11 protein-coding genes are annotated in these 21,250 nt (G+C 70.2%); 4 read left to right on the top strand and 7 right to left on the bottom strand.

The genetic code is table 11. The features are described from left to right. The first annotated feature begins 323 nt into the window (after positions 1-323). From GA0070604_RS20490 to GA0070604_RS20480, 3 genes are all read left to right on the top strand, one after another. On the top strand, positions 324-575 hold the full coding sequence (locus GA0070604_RS20490) for a DUF5988 family protein (RefSeq protein WP_091120846.1): 252 nt from the start codon (positions 324-326) through the stop codon (positions 573-575). A gap of 1,658 nt (positions 576-2,233) precedes the next feature. Beyond that, entirely contained in the window at positions 2,234-4,996 is a 2,763-nt protein-coding gene (locus GA0070604_RS34000; RefSeq protein WP_091120843.1) for a helix-turn-helix transcriptional regulator, read from the top strand. A 127-nt stretch (positions 4,997-5,123) separates the two neighbouring features. Continuing rightward, positions 5,124-7,784 carry a DEAD/DEAH box helicase gene (locus tag GA0070604_RS20480; RefSeq protein WP_091120840.1) on the top strand — a complete coding sequence of 887 codons (2,661 nt, stop codon included), beginning with the start codon at positions 5,124-5,126 and terminating at the stop codon, positions 7,782-7,784. Positions 7,785-8,162: 378 nt separating this feature from the next. Here GA0070604_RS20480 and GA0070604_RS20475 read toward each other — a convergent pair whose 3' ends face one another. The 4 genes from GA0070604_RS20475 to GA0070604_RS20460 form a co-directional block, all read right to left on the bottom strand. Then, entirely contained in the window at positions 8,163-8,861 is a 699-nt protein-coding gene (locus GA0070604_RS20475) for a class I SAM-dependent methyltransferase (protein WP_091120837.1), read from the bottom strand. Then, the gene (locus GA0070604_RS20470; protein WP_091120833.1) at positions 8,858-9,679 is read right to left on the bottom strand and encodes a glycosyltransferase domain-containing protein; all 822 of its coding nucleotides are present in this window, start codon (positions 9,677-9,679) and stop codon (positions 8,858-8,860) included. The genes GA0070604_RS20475 and GA0070604_RS20470 overlap by 4 nt, the downstream gene beginning before the upstream one ends. Before the next feature lie 478 nt (positions 9,680-10,157). Further along, positions 10,158-10,739, bottom strand: a complete 582-nt coding sequence (locus GA0070604_RS20465) for a dihydrofolate reductase family protein (RefSeq protein WP_091120830.1) — start codon at positions 10,737-10,739, stop codon at positions 10,158-10,160. Positions 10,740-10,803: 64 nt separating this feature from the next. Then, positions 10,804-11,643 carry a helix-turn-helix domain-containing protein gene (locus GA0070604_RS20460; RefSeq protein WP_244162027.1) on the bottom strand — a complete coding sequence of 280 codons (840 nt, stop codon included), beginning with the start codon at positions 11,641-11,643 and terminating at the stop codon, positions 10,804-10,806. A gap of 294 nt (positions 11,644-11,937) precedes the next feature. Here GA0070604_RS20460 and GA0070604_RS20455 point away from each other — a divergent pair, with 294 nt between their 5' ends. Beyond that, positions 11,938-18,387, top strand: coding sequence for a type I polyketide synthase (locus tag GA0070604_RS20455; RefSeq protein ID WP_091120826.1), 6,450 nt, complete (start codon positions 11,938-11,940; stop codon positions 18,385-18,387). Between the two features lie 39 nt (positions 18,388-18,426). Here the strand turns inward: GA0070604_RS20455 and GA0070604_RS20450 are convergent, their stop codons facing one another. The 3 genes from GA0070604_RS20450 to GA0070604_RS20440 all read right to left on the bottom strand — a co-directional run bounded on the left by GA0070604_RS20450 (position 18,427) and on the right by GA0070604_RS20440 (position 20,779). Continuing rightward, positions 18,427-19,392, bottom strand: coding sequence for an alpha-ketoacid dehydrogenase subunit beta (locus GA0070604_RS20450; RefSeq protein ID WP_091120823.1), 966 nt, complete (start codon positions 19,390-19,392; stop codon positions 18,427-18,429). After that, positions 19,385-20,371, bottom strand: a complete 987-nt coding sequence (locus tag GA0070604_RS20445) for a thiamine pyrophosphate-dependent dehydrogenase E1 component subunit alpha (RefSeq protein WP_091120820.1) — start codon at positions 20,369-20,371, stop codon at positions 19,385-19,387. The genes GA0070604_RS20450 and GA0070604_RS20445 overlap by 8 nt, the downstream gene beginning before the upstream one ends. Before the next feature lie 129 nt (positions 20,372-20,500). Beyond that, positions 20,501-20,779 (bottom strand): phosphopantetheine-binding protein, encoded by a 279-nt coding sequence (locus GA0070604_RS20440; RefSeq protein WP_091120816.1) that lies wholly within the window; start codon positions 20,777-20,779, stop codon positions 20,501-20,503. Positions 20,780-21,250 lie beyond the last annotated feature (471 nt).

The raw sequence follows: 21,250 nt of genomic DNA, 5'->3' as shown, positions 1-21,250 counted from the left end.
GATGACCCGATCGACGCCACGGCGGCAGGGTATCTGTTCGAGGTCGCGTTCGGACAGTTCGACCTGCGCCTGTTCCGGCAGCATTGCGAGGCTGGTGGGCGTGTCGAGGGCGTCCTCGCGCTGTGGCGCGGCCCCGCTCAGCGGCATGCGTACCGGGCCGGTCGCCGGGCGCTCGGGACCTGGGTGGGTGAGTCCCGGCTGGAGTGAGTCGGGTCGTGTGCCTAGGTCGGCATCGCGACGTGGAGGTGCGGCTGCGGGGCCCGGCAGTACCGGTTGTGGGGCGTTCCGCCAGGAACTGAGAACGCTGCAGGGAGACAGAGACGATGAATGTCGGTGAGCCTTCGGCGGTACCGGTCCAGCCTGACGAGGAGACCGTCGAAATCATTCTGGAGGGCGGCCCGGCTGACCTGACGAAGGTCCAGCGCGTGGTGCGGGCAGACTCGCTGACCCAGAGAATCAAGATCGTTCGCCTGGGCGGGTACGAGCATTTCGAGCGTGATCCCCACACTCCCACGCCGCCGGACGACGCGAGAGTCGTCTTCCGCTGGACCGCCCGTACCCGGATCGCCGAATGACCGAGCGTCCCTGCCCTGCGTACCCATGCCGAAGGGTTCCTCGATGGGCTCCATGTTCGTCGTCTCGGATGGGGACGTAGCGGTCCGATCCTCGACTGAGGTGGGCGGCACCACCGTCGCGTCGGCTCGAGGCCGAGGTGACGGGCCCGGCAGCCGGCGTGGGAGCTCTGCGGCGTCCGGGCCCTGGCCGCCGCGTCCGCAGTCGAGCGGGATTGACTGGACGACGCCGACATCAGGCCCGAACCTGCTGTCACCGACGACGGGCTACCCCTGACTCACCGCCGATCCCTGGCGGCGCTCCCCTCCGATCACGCCGTACCCGACCTGAGCCGACCGGAGGCGTTCCGCTACCGGCAGTGCCTACGGCGGCGGTGCGCGCCAGGCTGCCGACGTGACTCACTCCAGCCGCGCTGCTGGCGCCGGTGCTCCGCGGTCTGGCCGGCCTCGGCCAGAACGCAGTAACCGCCCGGACCACCGCGCTTGCCGGCGTGGCAGTACTGACTGATCCGGTCATGCGGAGGGATCGGCGCAGGACCGCGACCGCTCGGGCAGGGCGCTGAGACGACGAACGAAGCTGTGCGCTGACGTCGAGCGTGACGCGGTTGGCGCCCCTCTCCGCTGCGGGAGGTGCCGCCGTGGTTGACCTGGGCCGGTCTGAGCGCTCCGCCGGCCCTCCGCCCGAGTCATTCGTCTTTTCTGGAGCAAAGGTTGTTGCATGTGGTGATTCCTGGCACACTGAGAGTGACGCGGGCCGATGTCGATCGAGTCGCGTCATTTTGGGTACGGGATGCCAGGCCTCGCTGCACTGGTCTCGACTCGACCAGACGGGGGTTTGTGGTGCGGATCTCCCGGGCCGTAGCGACCGAGGCTGACGTGCGCACATGTCAAGATCTGTCGGCCGGTGCGGGGGCGCTTCGCGCGGTGCCGAGGCCGGTTGCGGGCTCGGGGCGTACCGATGTGGCGGACGCTCTCACGGCCGGCGACCTGGACTTTGTCGGACCGTGGTCTTCGGCGTCGAAATCGAGGGCAGGCGCCTCCTGGAGACGCGGCGACCGCGTCCACTGTGGTGATCGCGCCGGCCGGGAATTCCTGCCGGAGGTGCCGGAAGAAGTTGGCGAGCCGGATGTCGTGATCGACGACGGCAGGTGACTTCTGCGTCATTGTTGCCACGGTGGCGTCCTGCCGGCCCGGCTCGGTGGTTTTGCTGGTGATTCCGCGAGCCGGTAATGGACGTCGATTATCTGAAGGAAATGTCTGACGGTTAGCATGGGGAGGTCATGATGTCGGACCCGGAATGCCGGGGCAGGGCGACGGGTTGCAGCGTCGTGGGAAATCAGATCTTCCGTTCCGTGGCAGCCGTCGAAAAGGTGCCGACGAGAACGGTGGCCCAGGCGCGACGACTCTCGACGAAGTGCGCTGCCAGGGGCCGCGCCACCTCATGCCTGACCCTCCGGTGCCGGCGGAGCTCGAACCCACGGAGAACGCTGCACGCACGCCCCCCGAACCATTGAAGAAGCCGGTAGCCCTCGAATCGAAGGCCGTCAGCAGGCCAATGCCGGACCCGGTGAACAGACCGGGGTGCGCAACCACTGGAACGCGGCGGTCGCGGCTGGCGGGATTCCAGCCGGCAGCGACCGCAGCAATGCGGGGAAGCGGGGATGTCCATGCCGTTGACAGAGCGAACGAACGAAATCCATATCCTTGAGGAAATGCTCTCGGCATGCCGAAGCGGTGTGGGGCAACTGGCTTTGATAACCGGGCCGGTGGGCTGCGGCAAGACAGAGGTGCTGGACGCATTCGCGGAACGGGCGCTTCGGGATGGGGCGCTTGTCCTCAGTGCCACCGCGAAAAGATCCGGAGCTGAGTTCCCGTACGACGTTCTGGTGCAGCTCTTCGGCGTCAGCGGGGTGCCCGAGCGGCTCCGGACGCGGATGGACCAGCTCGTTGACGTGGCTTCGTCGGCGGACCCGGAGGCCGCCGCGGTCCGGACGCAGGCGTTGCGGGTCCTCCACGCCGAGCTGCTGGCTTTGACCGCTGACCGTCCGGTGGTGATCGTGGTCGACGACGTCCAGCGGGCCGATCAGGAGTCACTGCGCGAACTGCCCGATCTGGCCTCGCGATTGCGGCGGGCTCCGGCGCTGCTGGTCTTCAGCCAGTCCGACGAGGAGAACGCAGCCACCGCGTTGGTGCAGGCCGAGCTGCTGAGGCACCGCCATTGGCGGCGTATCGACCTCGCCCTGCTGTCGGTCGAGGGCGTCGAAGCCCTGGTACGCGCGGAGGGTGATCGCGTTCGGCTGCCCCTGTCCGCCGTGGAGATCCGCCGGCTCAGCGGGGGCAACCCCTTACTCGTCCGCGCTCTGCTGGACGACCTGGGCGCGGTGGACCCGCGCCTTACCGGTACCGCATTCGGGCAGGCTGTCCTGGCCTGTCTCCACCGAAGTTCGCCCGAGACCCTGGCGGTTGCGCGTGGTATCGCGGTCCTGGGCCGGCCCACCGGCGTCCCGCTGCTGGCCGATCTCGTCGAGATCGATCAGCAGCAGACCCAGATCGCGCTGCGCAGCCTGGAGTCGGCCGGTCTGGTGAGCGCCGGGGATTTCCGTAACCCGGCGAGCAGAACCGCAGTCCTGGCGGAGTTCTGCCCGGAGCGCCGGGGCAGCATGCACCGACGGGCCGCCGAGCTGCTGTATCTGCAGGGCGCTTCGGCATCCACGGTGGCCCGTCACCTGGTCGAGGCGGGCGGGACGGGGCAGCGGTGGGCGCAGCGCCTGCTGCGGGAGGCCGCGGAGATCGCCACCGCGTCCGACGACCTCGACTTCGCCAGCGAATGTCTCGACCTGGCGTTCAAGAGCAGTCCGGACGATGATGAGCGTGTCTCCGCCCTCGCCCGGTTGGCCGGGGTCGTCTGGCGGCGCAATCCGGTCGCGGCCGTACGCCACGTGTCCCTGCTGATCGAGCCGTCGCGCCGTGGCCTGCTGTCCGACCGGCAGGTCACCGCGGTGGCGAGGTCACTGGTATGGCACGGGATGACCGGCGAGGCGTTGGAGGTCATCGAGGCGGCGGGCCGTACCGGCAAGGCGGGGGACGAACGACACGACGCGGAGCTCGGCATGATCCGGCGGTGGTTGCGGGCGTGGCATCCGCCCCTGGCCAAGATGGTGGGCGAGACGCCGCTGCGGTCGCAGGCGGCGGGGCGCACGTCCGTCGGGGATGAGCGTCTTCTGGGGGCCGCGTTGCTGTCGGAGGTGCTCACGCGCGGCGGCAGCCGGGACGTCTCTCGCCGCGCGGCGGAGATCCTGCGCGGCTGCGGAGGCCAGGTCGACGAGAGCACGCTCGATCCGGCGGAGTCCGCGCTGCTGGCCCTGCTCTACTCTGACGACGCCGAGCAGGCGCTCACCTGGTGCGATCCGCTGCTGGCGGCGGCGGCGGAGCGGCACGCGCCGACGTGGAACGCCCGACTTGAGGCAGTTCGTGCGGAGATCGCGCTGCATCGGGGCGATCTACCCAACGCCGAACGGTACGCGCACGCCGCACTCGACCGGATCGAGGCGCGCGGCTGGGGCGTGGCCGCGGGAGCGCCGCTGGCTACGATCATCCAGGCGACCACGATGATGGGTGATCTGGACACCGCCGGCGTGTACGTCAAGACGTCCGTGCCGCAGGAGATGTTCAGGACCCGGTTCGGCCTGCGCTACCTCTACGCGCGCGGGCTATACCTTTCCGCGTGCGAACGCTTCCACTGGGCGCTCAGAGATTTGCTGACCTGTGGGAAGTTGGCCGTGGAGTGGGAGATGGACCTGCCCTCCTTCGCGCCCTGGCGTGGTGCCGCCGCGATGGTCTACCTGAAGCTGGGGGATCGGGACCGGGCCCAGAAGCTCGCCAGCGCACAGCTGATCCGTGCCAAGAGAGGCCTGCCCCGCGCTTCGGGCATCTCGCTGCGTGCCGTGGCCGCCTGCACCGACATGCGCGGGCGCCTGCGGATGCTGCGCGAGGCGGTCGATCTGTTGCGCTCCGTCGGCGACCGGTTCGAGCTGGCCTGTACGCTTGCCGACCTCCACCAGGCATATCAGGCGACGGGCGAGCGGCAGCGGGCGAATGCGGTGTTTCAGCGGGCGCTCCGGCTGGCCATGGAGTGCCGGGCGGAGCCGCTTCGCCGGAGCTTGTTGCGCCGGTCCTCGGAGGAGCACGCCGAGTCCCTGGCGCTGGAACAGTCCAACGGCGGGCTGGTGCAGCTGAGCCGGGCCGAACAGCGGGTCACCGCCCTTGCGGCCGCCGGCCACACCAACCGGGAGATCGCAGCGATGCTCCACATCACCGTGAGCACCGTCGAACAGCACCTCACCAAGGCATACCGGAAACTCAATGTGCGAACCCGCGCCGACCTGGCGGCGGCCTGCATGCCACCCCTGGTGGACTCCGCCTGATTCGGCGTGCCCGCTCCCGGGTTCGCGGGGTTCAAGGGCCGGGTCGCCTCTCGTGCGCGAGCCGCGGCCACCAAGGAGTCCTGGCGGCCTCCGACGGCAGACCCCGGCGAGTGGCACAATCTCACCGATGTCCCCGTACCGTTGGCTGAAGATCAGTGACCCGGATCGGGAACTACCGCACTTCGACGAGGACGAAGACACTCGCGTTCTGGTGTCGGCCGACGTGGCCCTCGACCCGCTCGCCGTCAAGATCGAGAACGCCGGCATCCCGGTACGACGCGTGCGGTATCTGGTGGAGGACGAGGAGATCTGGGGCGCCGGGCCGGACCAGGGGTGCGCCGAGTTGCGGGAATGCCACCTCAACCGGCCGCGTACCCGGGTCCGTACCCGGCGGTCCGGCGCCGCCGCCGAAGCCGCGCGCAGGGTCTTCGACTCCGTGTGGGAGGCGCAGAGGACGGCCGATCCCACCACGGTCCGGTCCGTGCCGGTCGATGACGTCGTGCCTGCGGCCTGGGCAGAGTTCTATCCGTATCCTTCGCTCAACCCGGCACAGACCCAGGCGATCCCCGAGATCCTCGGCAACGACGACAATCTGGTGGTGGTCGCGCCGACCGGCGCCGGCAAGACGGTGATCGGCATGACCGCCGCCCTGCGGGCCATCCTGGAACAGAGGCGTAAGGCCGTGTGGCTGGTACCCCAGCGATCCCTCACCGACGAACTCGATCGGGACCTCAACCTGTGGCGGCGACGGGGACTACGCATCGCGCGCCTTTCCGGCGAGCACCGGCTCGACCTCGCCCGGCTGCGTGCGGCGGACCTCTGGGTGTCGACCACCGAGAAGTTCGAGTCCATCTGCCGCACCGCCTCGCTACGCGAGGCGCTCGACGAGGTCGGCGTGCTCATCGTCGACGAAGTGCACCTGCTCGGCGACCCCACGCGGGGTCCGGTTCTCGAGGGTGTGCTGGCCCGGATGCGCGATGCCGGTAGCTCCGCCCGACTGATCGGCCTGTCCGCGACAGTCACCAACAGCAAGGAGATCGCAACCTGGCTGCGGGCCCGGTTGGTGGCCATCGCATGGCGGCCCGGCCGGCTCACCTGGCACCTGCCGGTGGTCGCCGCTCATCCCGACTGGAACGTGGTGGAGGCGGCACGCACCCGGCTGGCTGCGGCCATCACCACGATGGTGACCGCGGACGGTGGTGGTGTGCTGGTCTTCTGCGGCAGCAAACGCAGTGTGCGCCTAACCGCTCTGGTGATAGCGGCCTCGCGCGGGGCAGACGTGAACCGGGTCCGCCTCGACGACGCCGACCAGGTGCACCAGGTCTGCCGGCAGGTCGGCGTCGGCCTGCACTACAAGGGTTGGGAGCACCGGGCCGAGGCCGAAGACGCATTCCGTGCGCGCCGCCTGGACGTCCTGGTCGCCACCTCGACCGTGGCGGCCGGCGTCAACCTGCCGGCGCGGGCGGTGGTGGTACGCGACACCCAGATGGGCTTCGGCGCGGTGGACGTCGCGACCGTCCTGCAGATGTTCGGCCGGGCCGGTCGTGTCGGCACCGGGGAGCCGGACGGGTGGGCGTTCCTCATCGTCGACGAACACGAGCACACCCAGTGGCAGGCGCGGCTGATGTCCGGCTACACGGTGGATTCCCAGATCCAGACGAATCTGCCGGAACAGCTTCTCAGCGAGGCGGTGCAGGAGCGCGTCACCTCCCGGGCGGAGGCCGACCGGTGGTGGTTGCGTACGCTGGCACACCATCAGGGCCGCCGAGGAACGACCCCCTTGTACCAGGCCGCGCGTTTCCTGCAGCAGGCCGAGATGGTGCAGGACGGCCCCGGTGACTTCGTGCCGACCGAGTTGGGCCGGCTGACCGCCCGGTTGATGATCTCGCCCGCGGTGGGTGACGAGCTTCGTCGCACGTTGGCGGACCTGCCGCTGCCGACCGGACCTGAGGAAGCGGAACGGTTCCTCGTCCAGACGCTGGCCACCGTCGTACCGAAGCTGGCGCAGGCCACGGCGAGCGATGCGGTCAGACCCGCGGTGGCACGCCTGCTCGCGTCCCTGCCACCGGTGTCCGAACAGCGGTCGGCTCCGGCGGCGCTCGCCCTCGGGTCCGCTCCCGGCGACCTCGCGCAAGCTGCTCTGCTGGCGTTCACCGGCATGGGCGCCTCTGCCGCCGAGCAGCGCCATGTCGCCGGGATTCCCTCTTCCGTCGCGTATCCGGTCCTGGAGGAAGCTCCGCGCTATCTGCACTGGCTGGGTGGCCAAGGGTTGCTCGGGACCGTCCATCCCTGGTGCGCGATCACGGCCGCCGACCTGAACCGCCGCATCCGTTGGCGCCGCTGCGGGGTACGGCGCGGAGGCGGCCGGCTGCTGTGGATGTTGGAGCAGATGGCCGACCCGGTGCATCTCGACCAGGCCGTCCCCGCCATGTGGGCGGCAGCGGTGAGCCGGGGGCATACCGCGCCGGACTGGCCGGCCGGCCGCCCGCCCGCCGGCTGCGTCCTGGACGAGCGCGCCTACGCGAACCTGCTGCGGGACCGGGTCACCGACTACCGGTTGAGCGAGTATCCGCCACACGCGTGGGCGACCGGCCCGGCCGGCGCGGTCGTGGTCACGTGGAGCGGCCCGCGCTGGCGGATGACGCAGCTGCGCCGGGGATCAGCCGAGGCGCCGTACCCCGAGGGCGACGTCGCCCGACGTGGGGCCGCGCTGTTCACCTGGCGAGGCGACTACCGCGCGACGAACTGGCTGTCCGCCTACTCGGCGATGGAGAGCCGACAGGCGTGACACCAGGCGCTTCTGCCGGCCGTCGCCGCCAGCCCCGAAGATGTGCCTGGCCGCCGTGTCGAGCGGTGCCGGGACCGGGCAGCGGCGGCCACGCCGGTCTTCGGTGGCGATCCCGTCGAGGGGTACGCGGCAGCGCTCGCCGGTGACGACAGCGACGTCGTCTACATCCCCCTGCCGGCCGGCCCTGCACGCGAGGTGGACCGCGGCGGCCCGCCCGATGGCAAGCACGTCCTCTTCGGTGATCCCGTCGGCGTTCGGTCAGGCGAGATCAAGATCCGCGGTGACTCGCGGGCCGCGATGAAGCGACCGCGCCATCCAGAGATCGCCGTACAGGACGCGGTGGGTGAGAGCCGCATGGACCGATCCGTGACATGGTGCTCATACGGTAAATGCCGCTCCGGGGCGGCCGATGCCAATTCGGCCATTGGCGAGACGGTGTTCGAACGTGACGCCGAGCTCGCGTTCCCAGCACTCCATGATGTCCTGCTCGCCGCGCCGGTCGATGTCGTCGAGTACAACGGCGTAGTCCTCGGCGAGCATCGAGGCGAAAAAGCTGCCTGCGGGATACCGGGAGTGTCCGTTTCCGATCTGGTGGGCGGGAGGCCCATCGACGATAAGTAGATCAATGGATCGGCCCGCGGTCATTTCCTTGAGGCTGCTCTGCTCGTACCAGGTTGCCGTCTCGTTCGGCCATCGTGACTGAATGGGCGTCAGGGGAGCGCGTACCACGGTCACGACACCGCACAGGCCCTCGCTCGCCAGTTCCTGATCGAGCAGGTCCGCCCATCGCTCATCGTGCTCCACGGTCCAGATGTGCCCGCCACGCTGTCGCAGCAGGCGGCCGATGTAGAATGTCGATACACCGCTGCCGAGTTCGACGACAGATCGACGCCGGTTGACGAATATCTCATTGAGTACCGCGACGACTCCGCTCGGCCGCATGGCGCTCGCACTCCACGGCAGGTAGGTTGGCGACAGCGGAGCCAATGCTTGCATGGCTAGCAGGTCGTTGCGCTGGAGCTCGTTGCGCTGGAGCGTCGGGCGATGGCGATCCTCGTAGTTCGACTGCCCGTTCATCGCTGCAATACCCCAACCAGCCAGGAGGGCAACCGTCCTTCATCGAGCAGGTCCAGAACCACCGTCTTTGTCAAGGATGAGGCGAAGTGAACCTGGGCGGCGCCGCTTGGCGACTGCAGCCGCGCCTGGAGTCTCGCGTACTCCCGCCGATAACTGGCCGCCTGTTTGCCGTGGGCGCGAAAGTCGCTTGTCCAGCGTGACAGCTCGCAGAAGTTGGCGACCGTTGGCGTGAAGTTCTCGAACAGGATCGCGCTGTTGTCGAGCCCGACGGTATCCGACTCGAGGAGATGAACGAGCGTCCAGTAGTACTGATCGCTGGGGCCGTACATTCTGTCCGTGTCGAAGTCGTGCGTCCGCAGCTGCTTGAGGAGTGGAAACTGCTCGCTCGGAGGGCTCGGATACTTCGCGCAGAGTGCCAGGATGTCGCCGGCAGGTCCGATGAAGCCGCCGCTGTTGAGATAGGGGTAGGGGCGGGCGGGGAGATCTTTCTGGAGGGCGAGGCCGATGGTGCCGAGCGGCCAGCTGTTCGGTTCGGCGCTGAATATGACGCTCTGGGAAAAGCCGGCGTGTGCCTTGAGGATGTACTCCTCGCCGCGGAGGAACAGCGTATCGTACGCGTCGGTGAACATGACCAGCTCGTCGGGTGCGGCGCATCGGGTGAGGTAGTCGGTCAGGAATGCCCGCTTGTCCCTGGGTCTGAATCCCTTCTTGTTCGCTTCCAAGACGACCAGATTGAGTCCCACCGCGTCGCAGGACGGCACCAGCAATCTCCTGAGGAAGGGATGTTCGAGATCGGTGGCAATGGTTATGACCTTCATTGTCGGCGTCCAATCGTGCTGGCGGCTCGTGCCGTTGGAAACCGGATGTGCTGGGTAGGTGCCCGATCTGTGGCGGGTATCGACCGCTGTCAAGCTACCGATCAACGGCGCCCGTTGTCGAGAAGCGCCACCCGTTCCAGCCTCTCGTAAGACCTGTTGTCGAGCCGTTCTCAAGCCCTCTTGTCCTCTGTTCGTCAGAGGATTTCGATCCCCGCCCGATGTGTTGTGGTTTGAACGGGATACGCCGGTTCCCCATGTTCGGGAATGGCTCAGGGCCAGGTGCCGGCGATGGACAGCGTTTCGTCGGCATCACTCTCGATCAACCGGTTCCCCCTCTGGACAGGGGAGGTGCTCGTCAGCATCCTCGCGCTACCGTCCACGGGCCTGCCGGAGTACGAGGTGCGGTGATCTTGAGTGAACCTGCCGCAGGTGATGTCACCGTTTGCGGTGGACTTTTTCGCGTACCCGCTCAGCTCAGTCAACGACGCACCCGACAGCGCAGGTGAAGCACCCGGTTGCCCTGAATCACCACGTCAGGATCCTCCAGCAGGTGCTGCGCGTGGACCGACCCGAAGTAGCGCTTGCCGGACCCGAACACCACGGGTACGACGTCCATGCGCACCTCGTCGACCAGACCCGCGGCAAGCACCTGGCCGCCGACGTCGCCAGCGGAGACCTCGACCATGCGGTCACCCGCAAGCTCCTGCGCCCTGGCCACAGCTGCCTCGACGCCGTCGACGAAGTGAAACGGCGCCTCGGGGTCCCAGTCTTCGGGCTCCGGCCGGTGGGTCACGACGACCACGTGGTCGACCCCGCCCGGCGGCTTTCCGTCCCAGCCGTCCGTCATGTCGAAGACGTGGCGGCCGACGATTGTCACCCCGATCTGGTCCCAGTACGGCCGGGTGTAGTCGTAGGACGTTTGCGACACCTTGACCTCGCCGCTCTCGTCCAACGGGACGTCACCGTTGGACAACCAGTCAAACAGCGGTCCGGGCTGGTCATTGTCGTCCGCGATGAAGCCGTCCAACGACACCGAGCTGTACATGACCACCTTGCCCACCGGGCTCTCCTCTGCTTGGGTGCCCCCAAATTAGCGTGTCGTCAGCCGTCGCTCTTGTAAGAAATCAATCGGCCGGCAGCGGCCAGCCGTCCAGCGCGTGGCCGGGATGTTCGCGCAGGAACCGCCGCCGGATTTCGACGTATCGAGTCGGCGTCAGCCCAGTGAACGCCCGAAACTCGTGGCCGAAGTGGGCCTGGTCGAAGTAGCCTGCGCCACTGGCGAGGTCGCCCCAGTCGACCGGTTCGGCGGGGTTGATCGCAAACACGGTGGCGGCGAAGCGGTAGGTGCGGGCCAGCCGCTTCGGTGTGACGCCGATGAGCTCCTTGAACCGCTGTGCCAGATGGGTGCTGCTGACACCGGCTGCCACGCTCAGGTCGCCAATCGCCACGGCCCCGCTGGTCGCCGCGATGACGCTGCTCGTATGGCGGACCAGCCCCAGGCCGGCGGTCTCGTACAGCCGTCGCATCAGCTCCTCCTCGAACAGCGTCAGCATCTCGTGCGGTCCGTCCGCCGTGGCCAGCCGGTCTCGCAGCTCAGCAATGGTGGGCCGGCCCCAAACCTGCTCTACCGTCACCGGCCGGTCACACAGCTCGGCTGCGGGCATCGGCAGGAACGGCGCCAGCCCCCACGGCTTGAAGTGCACGCCGACGGACCTGGTCCGGAGCGGGTAGCCGAACTCCAACGCGCGGGTGGGCACGGTGACCACGCAGCCGTCCGAGTAGTCGGCCGCTTCGATGTCGGTGCCGGCGCGGATGCGGAACGGCGCCCCGAGGTTGACGATGAGCAAGGCCGCGGGCATCGGCGGCAACGTCAGCCGGGCGTACGGCGGCGCACCCTCCAGGTAGTAAAGGTCGTCAATCAGCCCGTCCAGTGGCGGTCGCGGCACTCTGGACACGTACTCCACGCCCACAGCATCGCAGACGCGACAGCGTCATTGAGGACACTTTGCATTCCGAAAAGCCGGTTGAGGCGCTGTTGACGCGACGGTGCGACCGGCGTGGCTTGACAAGTGCACCGAGGGTTCAAATTCTCATATCCACCCTCAAAAGGGAGGATCAGCCCTCTCGCCGAGTGGGCCCGACCGAGGGGCTAGCGCGTTTCGCCGCCGCTGTCCGTAGGTCCTCAAGCCATTTCCTAGCGACGGCCGGAAGACTCAGGTCGGAGCCATCACACGACGCCGACATGAGAGGCGAGGCGGATGACCGGACGGGGCAGGGCGGCGCAGTCGGAGGCCTGGACACCGACCGGGACACCGGTTGCCGTGGTGGGCATCGGCTGCCGTTTCCCGGGCGCCAACGGATTGACGCAGTTTTGGCAACTGCTCAGCAGCGGCGGTGACGCGATCACCGAGGTGCCGGCCAGCCGGTACGACATCGATGCCTACCACGACCCGCGGCCGGGTACGCCGAACCGGATCGTCAGCCGCGGTGGCGGCTTCCTCGACCAGATCGACCGGTTCGACGCCGGATTCTTCGGGGTGGCGCCGCGGGAGGCGGAGCGCATGGACCCTCAGCAGCGCCTGCTGCTGGAGACGGCGGCCGAGGCGATGGCTGACGCCGGTCTGACCCGTGACCGGCTGTCCACGGTGCGCGCCGGGGTCTACATCGGCGGAATGTCCTCCGCGTACGGGCAGATGTTGAGTGACGCGGGGGCGCTGGACCTGCACGCGGCGACCGGCGGCGCGCGCAGCTTCCTGGCCGGGCGGGTGTCCTTCGCCTTCGACCTGCGCGGGCCCAGCGTGTCGGTCGACTGCGCATGCTCCTCCAGCCTGGCGGCGCTCCACCTGGCCTACCGGAGCGTGCGGACGGGGGAGACCCAGTTGGCGCTGGCCGGCGGGGTGAACCTGGTCATTTCTCCCGAGGAGACCATCCCGTTCTCGGCGGCCAAGATGCTCGCGGCCGATGGCCGGTGCAAGTTCGGCAGCGCCCACGGCGACGGTTTCGTGCGCAGTGAGGGTGTCGCGGTGCTGGTGCTCAAGCCGCTGGACCGGGCCGAGGCGGACGGTGACGCGATCCACGCGGTGATCTACGGGTCCGCGGTCGGCAACGACGGCCAGTCCGGTGGGTATCTGCTGACGCCGTCCCAGCCGGGTCAGGAGGAGACGCTGCGCGCGGCGTACGCCGACGCGGGCGTTGCGGCCGGCCGGGTGGACTACGTCGAGGCGCATGGCACCGGAACTGCAGCCGGCGACCCGGTGGAGCTGGGCGCTCTGGGCGCGGTGACCGGCGAGGGCCGCGCTGCGCAGACTCCGTGCCTGGTCGGCTCGGTCAAGACGAACATCGGTCACACCGAGGCGGTCGCCGGGCTGGCCGGGGTCATCAAGGCGATACTGGCGCTGCAGCACCGGGAGATCCCGCCGAGCCTGCACGCGGCGGAGCTGACCGGCGCGGTCGACTGGGCGGGGCTGCGACTGCGGCTGGTGCGCGAGCGCACCCCGTGGCCGCAGACCGGCCGTCCGGGTCTGGCCGGGGTCAGCTCGTTCGGCATCTCTGGCACCAACGCGCACGTGGTACTCGGTGAGTACCGGCGGGCCGCGGCGACGGCACCCGCCCCCGCCGGCGGGGACGAGGCGCAGCTCCTGGTGCTCTCCGCGCACACCCAGGACGCGCTCGCCGCGCTCGCCGCCGGGTACGCGCAGTTTCTGGAGCCGGGCGGCGCCGGGCGGGAACTGCCGTTGCGCGACGTGTGCTTCAGCGCGGCCACCCGGCGGGATCACCACGAGAGCCGGTTGACCGCCGTCGGTGCGTCGCCGGACGAGCTGGCCGAGCGGTTGCGGGCGTACGTGGCCGGTGAGTCCCGGCCGCGGCTGGGCGCCACCGCGTCCGCGCCGGTGGAGGGCGGCCGGCCACGTACCGTCTTCGTCTTCCCGGGGCAGGGCTCGCAGTGGGAGGGCATGGGCCGCGAGCTGCTGGCCAGCTCGCCGGTGTTTCGTGAGGTGCTTACCCGCTGCGACGAGGTGATCCGGTCCGAGGCGGGCTGGTCGCTGCTGGACCGGCTGACCGGGGCCGTGGACGCCCCGGCGTCGATCGACACGATCCAGCCGACCCTGTGGGCGATGGAGACCGCGCTCTGCGCGCTGTTGCGGGACTGGGGCATCGAGCCGGACCACGTGGTCGGGCACAGCATGGGTGAGGTGGCCGCGGCGTGCGCGTCCGGCGCGCTCAGCCTTGCCGACGCGGGTGCGGTCATCTGCCGGCGCAGCCGGCTGCTGAAGGCCGTCGCCGGACAGGGTGCCATGTACTCGGTGGAGCTGTCCGTCGTCGACGCGCAGGCCGCGCTGGCCGGCCACGAGGACCTGGTATCCGTGGCGGCAAGCAACAGCCCCACCTCGACGGTCATTTCCGGCGACCCGCAGGCGCTGGCCACCATCGTCGAAAGCCTGGACGAGCGCGGGGTGTTCTGCCGGCAGGTGAAGGTGGACGTCGCCTCGCACAGTCCGCAGATGGACCGGCTGCGCGAGGACCTGCTGGCCGGCCTCGCCGACGTGGCTCCGGGGGCGGGGCGGATCCCGCTGTATTCCACGGTCGATGACGCGTCGTGCGACGGTTCGGGGCTGGACGCGGCCTACTGGGTGCGCAACCTGCGGGAGCCGGTGCGGTTCGGCGCCGCCGTGGCGGGCCTGGCCGGGCAGGGCGAGACGGTGTTTGTGGAGATCAGCCCGCACCCGATCCTGTTGCCGGCCATCCGGGAGGTCCTGGCGCTCACCGAGACCGACGGCATTGCTGTCGGGTGCCTGCGCCGGGACGAGCCGGAGCGTGCCTGCATACTGGACACGGTCGGCGCGTTGCACCGGGCCGGCTGTCCGGTCGACTGGCACCGGGTGTTCGGCGGGCCGTCGCCCCGGTACGTGCGGCTGCCGTCCTATCCCTGGCAGCGCCGGCGATACTGGTTCGCCCCGCCTTCGGCCGCGGCCGAGGCCGAGGGGCCGGCCCGGCACCGCGTGGAGCGGGTCGTCGACCTGGCCCGCGAGCGGTACCTGCTCGACCATCAGGTGCAGGGCACCGTGGTCATGCCCGGCACGGCGTACGTGGAAATGGTGCACAGCGCCGCTGGCGAGATCTGCGGCGGGCACGTGCCGCTGCTGCGCGACATCCGGTACGTCGATGCGCTTTTCCTACGGCCGGATCATCCGGCGCCCGCACTGGCCACAAGGTTCACGTCGAGCGGACCGGACACCTGGGACTTCGAGGTGACCGGTGAGGAGGCGACGCACGTCACCGGAACGGTGACCCGGACCCCGCCTCCTGAAGAGCGCCGGCTGCCGCTGGACCCGGTCCGGGCGGCCTGCCCCGGCCACCGCACCGGCGCCGAGTTCTACCGCCGGTTTGCCGCCCGGGGCAACGAGTGGCGGGGCACGTTTCAGGGCATCGCGGAGCTCTGGGTGGGTGACGGCCAGGCGCTGGGCCGGATCCAGGTGCCGACGGGGGTCGACCCGACCGGTTACACCTGCCACCCAGCGCTGCTGGACGCGTGCGGGCAGGTGCTCGCGTCGCTGATCCCGGCCGAGGACCGGTCGTCCGCGTTCGTCCTGGGCAGCATCGACGAGGTGTTGATCCACCCGAACCCCGGTACGCCCGGCTGGGCGCACGCGGTCGCGGTCACCGCCTGGCGGTCCGACTCGTTCTGCGGCGACCTGATGGTGTCCGACGCGGACGGGCGGGTGATCGTCGAGATCAAGGGCTTGCGCCTGCAATACCTGCAGCCGCCGGACTCGGTGCGCAACCCCGACGACTGGTTCCACGAGCTGCGCTGGCAGCCGCTGCCGGCGCTGCCCGACGCGGCGAGGCCGGGCGGCCGCCGCCTGGTCTTCGCCGACCGGTCCGGCGTCGGCGCCGCGCTGGACGCCGAGGTACGGGTCTACGCGGGCGCCGGGTACCAGCGGCTGGCGTCCGGCCGGTACGAGATCGACCCGACCGCGCCGGCGGAGTACCGGCGGCTGCTCGCCGACGTCCGGGCCCACTTCGACGGCCTGGCGCCGACCGAGGTCGTGCACCTCTGGGCGCTGGACGCGGACCAGCCCGACGCCTCGGCCCCGGTACAGCGGCTGGCCGAGGACGCTGAGCGCCTTGGCTGCGCCAGCGTCCTGCGCCTGCTGCGGGCGCTCGCCGACGCCGGGCTGCCCGAGCCGCCCCGGCTGGCACTGGTGACCCGGGGAGCGTACCGGGTGCTGGACACGGACCGGAGCGTGTCGATGTGGCAGGGCGCCATCTGGGGGCTGGGCCGGGTGATCGCACACGAGCACCGGGAGCTGAGCTGCGCTCTGGTCGACCTGGACCCGGCCGGGCCACCGGCCGAGCTCGCCGCCGCGTTGGGCCGGGAGCTGACCGGCGCCGGTCCGGAGGACCAGCTGGCCCTGCGTGGCGGCCAGCGGTACGCCGCGCGGCTGCTGCCCAGCTCCGTCGGTGCCGGCCGGCCGGACGGTGCCGAGGTCGCCCACCAGGTGCGGGCCACCGTGCCCGGCATGCTGGACGGGATGCGCCTGGTGCCGGTGCCGCGGCGGGCGCCGGGGCCGGGCGAGGTGGAGGTGCGCGCTGACTACCTCGCGCTGAACTACCGCGACGTGCTGGTCTCCATGGACATGTATCCGAGCATGTCCGACCGGCCCGCGATCGTCATCGGTGAGTGCGCCGGGACGGTCGCCCGGGTCGGCCCGGGTGTGGCCGGGCTACGGCCCGGCGACGAGGTGGTGGCGATCTCGCTGGAGACGCCCGCGGCCACCTACATGTGCGTCAACGCGCACCTGGTGCGCCGGCGTCCGGCAAGGCTCACCGCACAGGAGGCGGCCAGCGTGCCGGTCGGCCTGGTCACCGCGTACCAGTCGCTGGTTCACCTGGCTCAGCTGCGGCCCGGCGAGCGGGTGTTGATCCATCACGCCACCGGCGGGGTGGGCATGGCTGCGGTGCAGGTGGCCCGCTGGCGTGGCGCCGAGGTGTACGCCACCGCGGGCAGCCCGGAGAAGCGCGCGATGCTGCGCATGATGGGTGTCGCGCACGTTTCCGACTCGCGGAGCACCGGGTTCGCCGACGAGATCCGGGAAGCCACTCGGGGCGAGGGCGTCGACGTGGTGCTCAACACGCTGGCGGGGGAGGGCCTGCTCAAGAGCGTGGAGCTGCTGGCCGACCGCGGGCGGTATGTCGAGCTGAGCCGGCGCGACCTGGTCGAGGGTACCCGGCTGGACATGCGGCTGCTGGCGCGCGGCGCCTCGTTCTTCGTGGTCGACGTGGTGGACCTCGGGCTCAGCGACCCGCGCCGGCTTGGCGCGATCATGGACGAGACGCTGGCCCTGGTACAGGCCGGCGTGCTCGAACCGTTGCCGCACCGGGTTTTCCCCGCCGCTGAGCTGGTCGGCGCGTTCCGGCACATGGCCCAGGCCAGGCACATCGGCAAGGTACTCGTTTCCACCGAGGAGCTGACCGCCCCCAAGCGGGACGAGACCCCGGCAATGCATCGGCCGGTCCGGATCGATCCGGCCGCCGGCTACCTGGTCACCGGCGGGCTGGGCGACCTCGGCGTGGTGGTCACGGACTGGCTGGTCCGCGAGGGCGCCCGGCACATCGTGCTGACCGGGCGTACCCCGCTTGAGCGGACCGGAGGCGCCGGCTGGCTGGAGGAGTTGCGGCGGCACGGGGTGCGGGTGGCGTACGAGGCGGTCGACGTGGCGGACGAGGAGGCGATGCGGGCGGTCGTGCGGCACCACGAGCAGGACGGCGTGGCAATCCGGGGCGTGGTGCACGCGGCCGGCGTCATCGAGTACTGCGCCCTGTCCGACCTGGACGACCGGGTGCTGTCTGCGGTGCTGCGGCCGAAGGTCACCGGCGCGGCCGTGCTGCACCGGCTGTTCGCCGAGCGGGCGCTGGACTTCTTCGTGCTGTTCTCCTCCGGCTCGGCGGTGCTCAGCTCCCCGATGCTCGGCGCGTACGCGGCCGCGAACGCCGCCCTGGACTCGCTGGCCGACCAGCGCAGGCTCGCCGGGTTGACCGCGCTCAGCGTGAACTGGGGCTTCTGGTCGGTCGGCATGCCCGCCCGGGCCGGGCAACAGCAGGGCCGCGCGATCAACCCGACCGGGATGGACACGTTCAGCCCGCGGGAAGGCATCGAGGCGCTGCGCCTGCTGCTGGCCAGGGGCGCCACCCACGGCGTGGTGCTGCCCGCGGACTGGCAGCGGTGGGCCACCGCGCATCCGGACGCGGCCGCATCGCCACTGCTGCGCGACCTGCTCGCCGGCCCCACCGCCGAGGCAGCCATCCCTGCCCCGACGTTCCCGGCGCGCGCCGTGCCGCGGGTATCGCCGGCACCGACGCCCACGAGCCCGCCGCCGGCCGACCTCGCGGATACCGGCAACGCAGACGCCGACACCGCGGCGGTCGCGGGTAACGGGGTGGTGGGCACGCTGACCGATCGGGCCGCTGTGGAGCGTTACCTCGCTCAGGTCCTCGCCGATGTGCTGGGCATGCCGTCGGCGCAGGTACACCCGCGGCGCCCGCTCAAGCGGCAGGGCCTGGACTCGCTGATGGCCGTGGAGGTCCGTACCCGGGTCCAGCGCGACCTGGGCATGATGCTGCCGATCGCGAAGATGCTCGGCGGCCACAGCGTCGCCGAGCTGGCCGGCGAGGTGTTCAGCCAGCTGGGCGCCCCCGGCCGCCGTTGACATGAGGCGAGTGCGGGGCGCGCGGACGGCGCCCCGCACTCACTTCATGACCCGCCTGATGGCGGCCGCCAGCTGCTCGCGGTTGGGTTGCATGGCCAGGTCCAGCGCGGCCACGCCGCCGAGCACCGCGCCGTCAGGGCGGGTGATCCGCCTCGGCGGTGCGACAAGCCGCATCTCCTCGGCCGCGGTGGCGACGATCTCCGCCGCCATTCCGCAGGCCCGGTTGGCGTCGTCGAGCACCACCAGCCGCCCGGTGCGTTCCACCGAGGCGGCCAGGCCGGACCAGTCGAACGGGTGCAGCGTGCGGGGATCGAACACCTCCACGGACACCTCATCGGCCAGGTCCTCGGCGACCGCGAGCGCGTCGTGGACGAGGTGCCCCACGGCCACCACGGTCACGTCGTCGCCGGCGCGGTGCACCCGGCCGACGCCGAGCGGCACCGGCACCAGGTCCTCGAACGCCACGGTCTCCTGGACGCCGTGCGCCGCGATCGGGGCGAACACCACCACCGGGTCATCGTCGCGGATCGCGCTGGTGAGCAGCCCGTACGCGTCCGTCGGCGTGGCCGGCACGACGACCTTCACTCCCATGTGGACAAAAAGCGGATACGGCTGGTCCGAGTGCTGGGCGCCCCAGCCGGCCTTCCAGCCTGCAGCCGGCAGCAGATAGGTCACCGGCACCCGGAACCGGCCTCCGCTCATCAGCGAGAAGCGGCTGGCCTGGTTGACGATCTGCTCCAGCACCAGCATCAGCAGAAAGGGGATCTGGTACTCCACCACCGGCCGGCGACCGGCCAGGGCCGCGCCGGTGGCGAAGTTGGTGAACCCCTGCTCGGACAGGGGCGTCTCGAGCACGCGGTCCGGCCCGAACCGGGACAGCAGCCCGGTGGCCACGTTGGTCAGTGCCAGGTGGACGTCCTCGCCCATCAGGAAGACCGCGGGGTCGCGGGCCATCTCGTCGCGGAGCGCGAGATTCATTGCCTTGAGGTAGTGCAGCCTAGGCATGGGAGACTCCTCCACGGGTACGCAAGCCGTCGGCGTACAGGTAGCGCAGCGGGTCGGTGGGGTCTGGCGCCGGACTGTTCAGCGCCGACCGGACCGCCTTTTCGAGGGTCGCCTCGACCTCCGCGTCGATCAGCTTCCGTTTCTCGGCCCGGACCCGTTCTCCCTGGATGCGCAGCGGGTCGCGCTCTCGCCACCGCTCCACCTCCGCCTTGTCCCGGTAGCGCAGACGGGTCCTCAGCTCGAAGGTGTGGTGGCCCTCGTACCGGTACGTCAGCAGCTCCAGGACGCTCGGCCCGCCCCCGGTCCGGGCCCTGTGTACGGCCTGCCGTGCCGCTTTCCGCACCAGGACCGGGTCCTGCCCGTCAACTGTGGACGCGGGGATGCCGAATCCCTCCGCCCGCCCGACGACAGATCCGGCGTTGCCCCTGCCCGCGGCCAGCGTGGTCGCGTACGAGTTGTTCTCGCACACCAGCAGTACGGGCACCCGCCACAGCGACGCGAGGTTGAACGCCTCCAGCAGCGCACCCTGGTTGACCGCGCCGTCGCCGAAGAACGCGACCGCGAGCCGGCCTCCCCCCTGCTTCGCCAGCGCCCAGCCGACTCCGGAGGCGATCGCGGCACCGTGGCCGACGGTGGCGGTGGCGCCGTACACGTGGTTGTCGAGGTCGGCCGGGTGCAGCGACCCCCCGCCTCCGTGCCCGACGCCGGTGACTCGACCGAGAAGTTCGGCCATCAGCCGGCCCGGGTCGCACCCCTTGGCCAGCAGGTGTCCATGCCCGCGATGGTTGGACAGCACGACATCGTCCGGCCGCAGGGCTGCGCATACGCCGGCGGCGGCCGCCTCTTGGCCGATGCAGGGGTGGATGCCGGGGATGTCGCCGGATCGCACGAGGTCGATGGCGCGCTCCTCGAAGCGGCGGATCAGCCGGACGGTCCGATACAGCCGCGCGTGCCCGTCCTCGGTCGGGTCGCCTTCCATGACGCTGTCTCCTCATTCCGCCACTCGTCGGGACGGGCGCGACCGTTGGCGGTGACCGGAGCCATGCTGGTCACCGCCGTCGGGTCGTACGCTCAGCGGGTCGTCGTCGAGCTCGGTGCCCCACCGCCGTCAGCTGCGCGCCTCGTCGACTTGCGGTACCAACTCCGCCCGCTTGGCCACCTCCGCGGCGAACTCGCCGAGCGTCATGATGGCCAGGGTTTCGATGTCGTCGTCGTCGAACGTCACGCCGTACTGCTCCTCGATGCGCAGCGCGAGCTCGGACACGGCGAGCGAGTCGAGGTCCACGCCGGATGGCCCGAGCATGCTGTCCGGACCGGTATCGTCGGTGTAGAAGTTCATCTCCTGCAGCGCCTGGATGGTGAACGCCATGACATCGTCGACTGACATGGTTCAGCTACCTTCCTTTCGGACGGTGATACCGGGCGGCAAGCCGGTGTCCTGGCTGGACCTTCCCGGCGTTCCTGGTGCGGAGCCAGCCTCCGACCTGGCGCCCCGCAGCGGAGGCGGCGTAGGGTGTGCGCGGCCCGGCTATCGGCGTATGTCGACCCGGCCCGGACCGACCGCGATTCACTGGACAAGGTGAAGTCAGTCGGTAAAGTCGAAATTTGCCACCGACTGCCCCCAGGATTATCGCGCCTGCCGAGAACACATTTCCAAAATGCGTCGTCCGAAGTTATCAGCGGGTGACCGGGTCGGTCAACGCGGGACAATGCGGCCCCAACGCATCCTGCGGCCAATGCGATGGTAAGACTCAAGCGTTTCTCAATGCGGCGTCGAGGCCACCTGTGCCGCGTTTCTGCGGGAGAGCCCTAAAGTCTTTCGAAAAGGCAGACGTGGCGCTACGGCCGGCCGATTTGG

Origin of the sequence: Micromonospora eburnea (genome assembly GCF_900090225.1) — a bacterium.
Lineage (GTDB): Bacteria > Actinomycetota > Actinomycetes > Mycobacteriales > Micromonosporaceae > Micromonospora > Micromonospora eburnea.
This window is presented reverse-complemented; position numbering and strand designations above follow the sequence as displayed.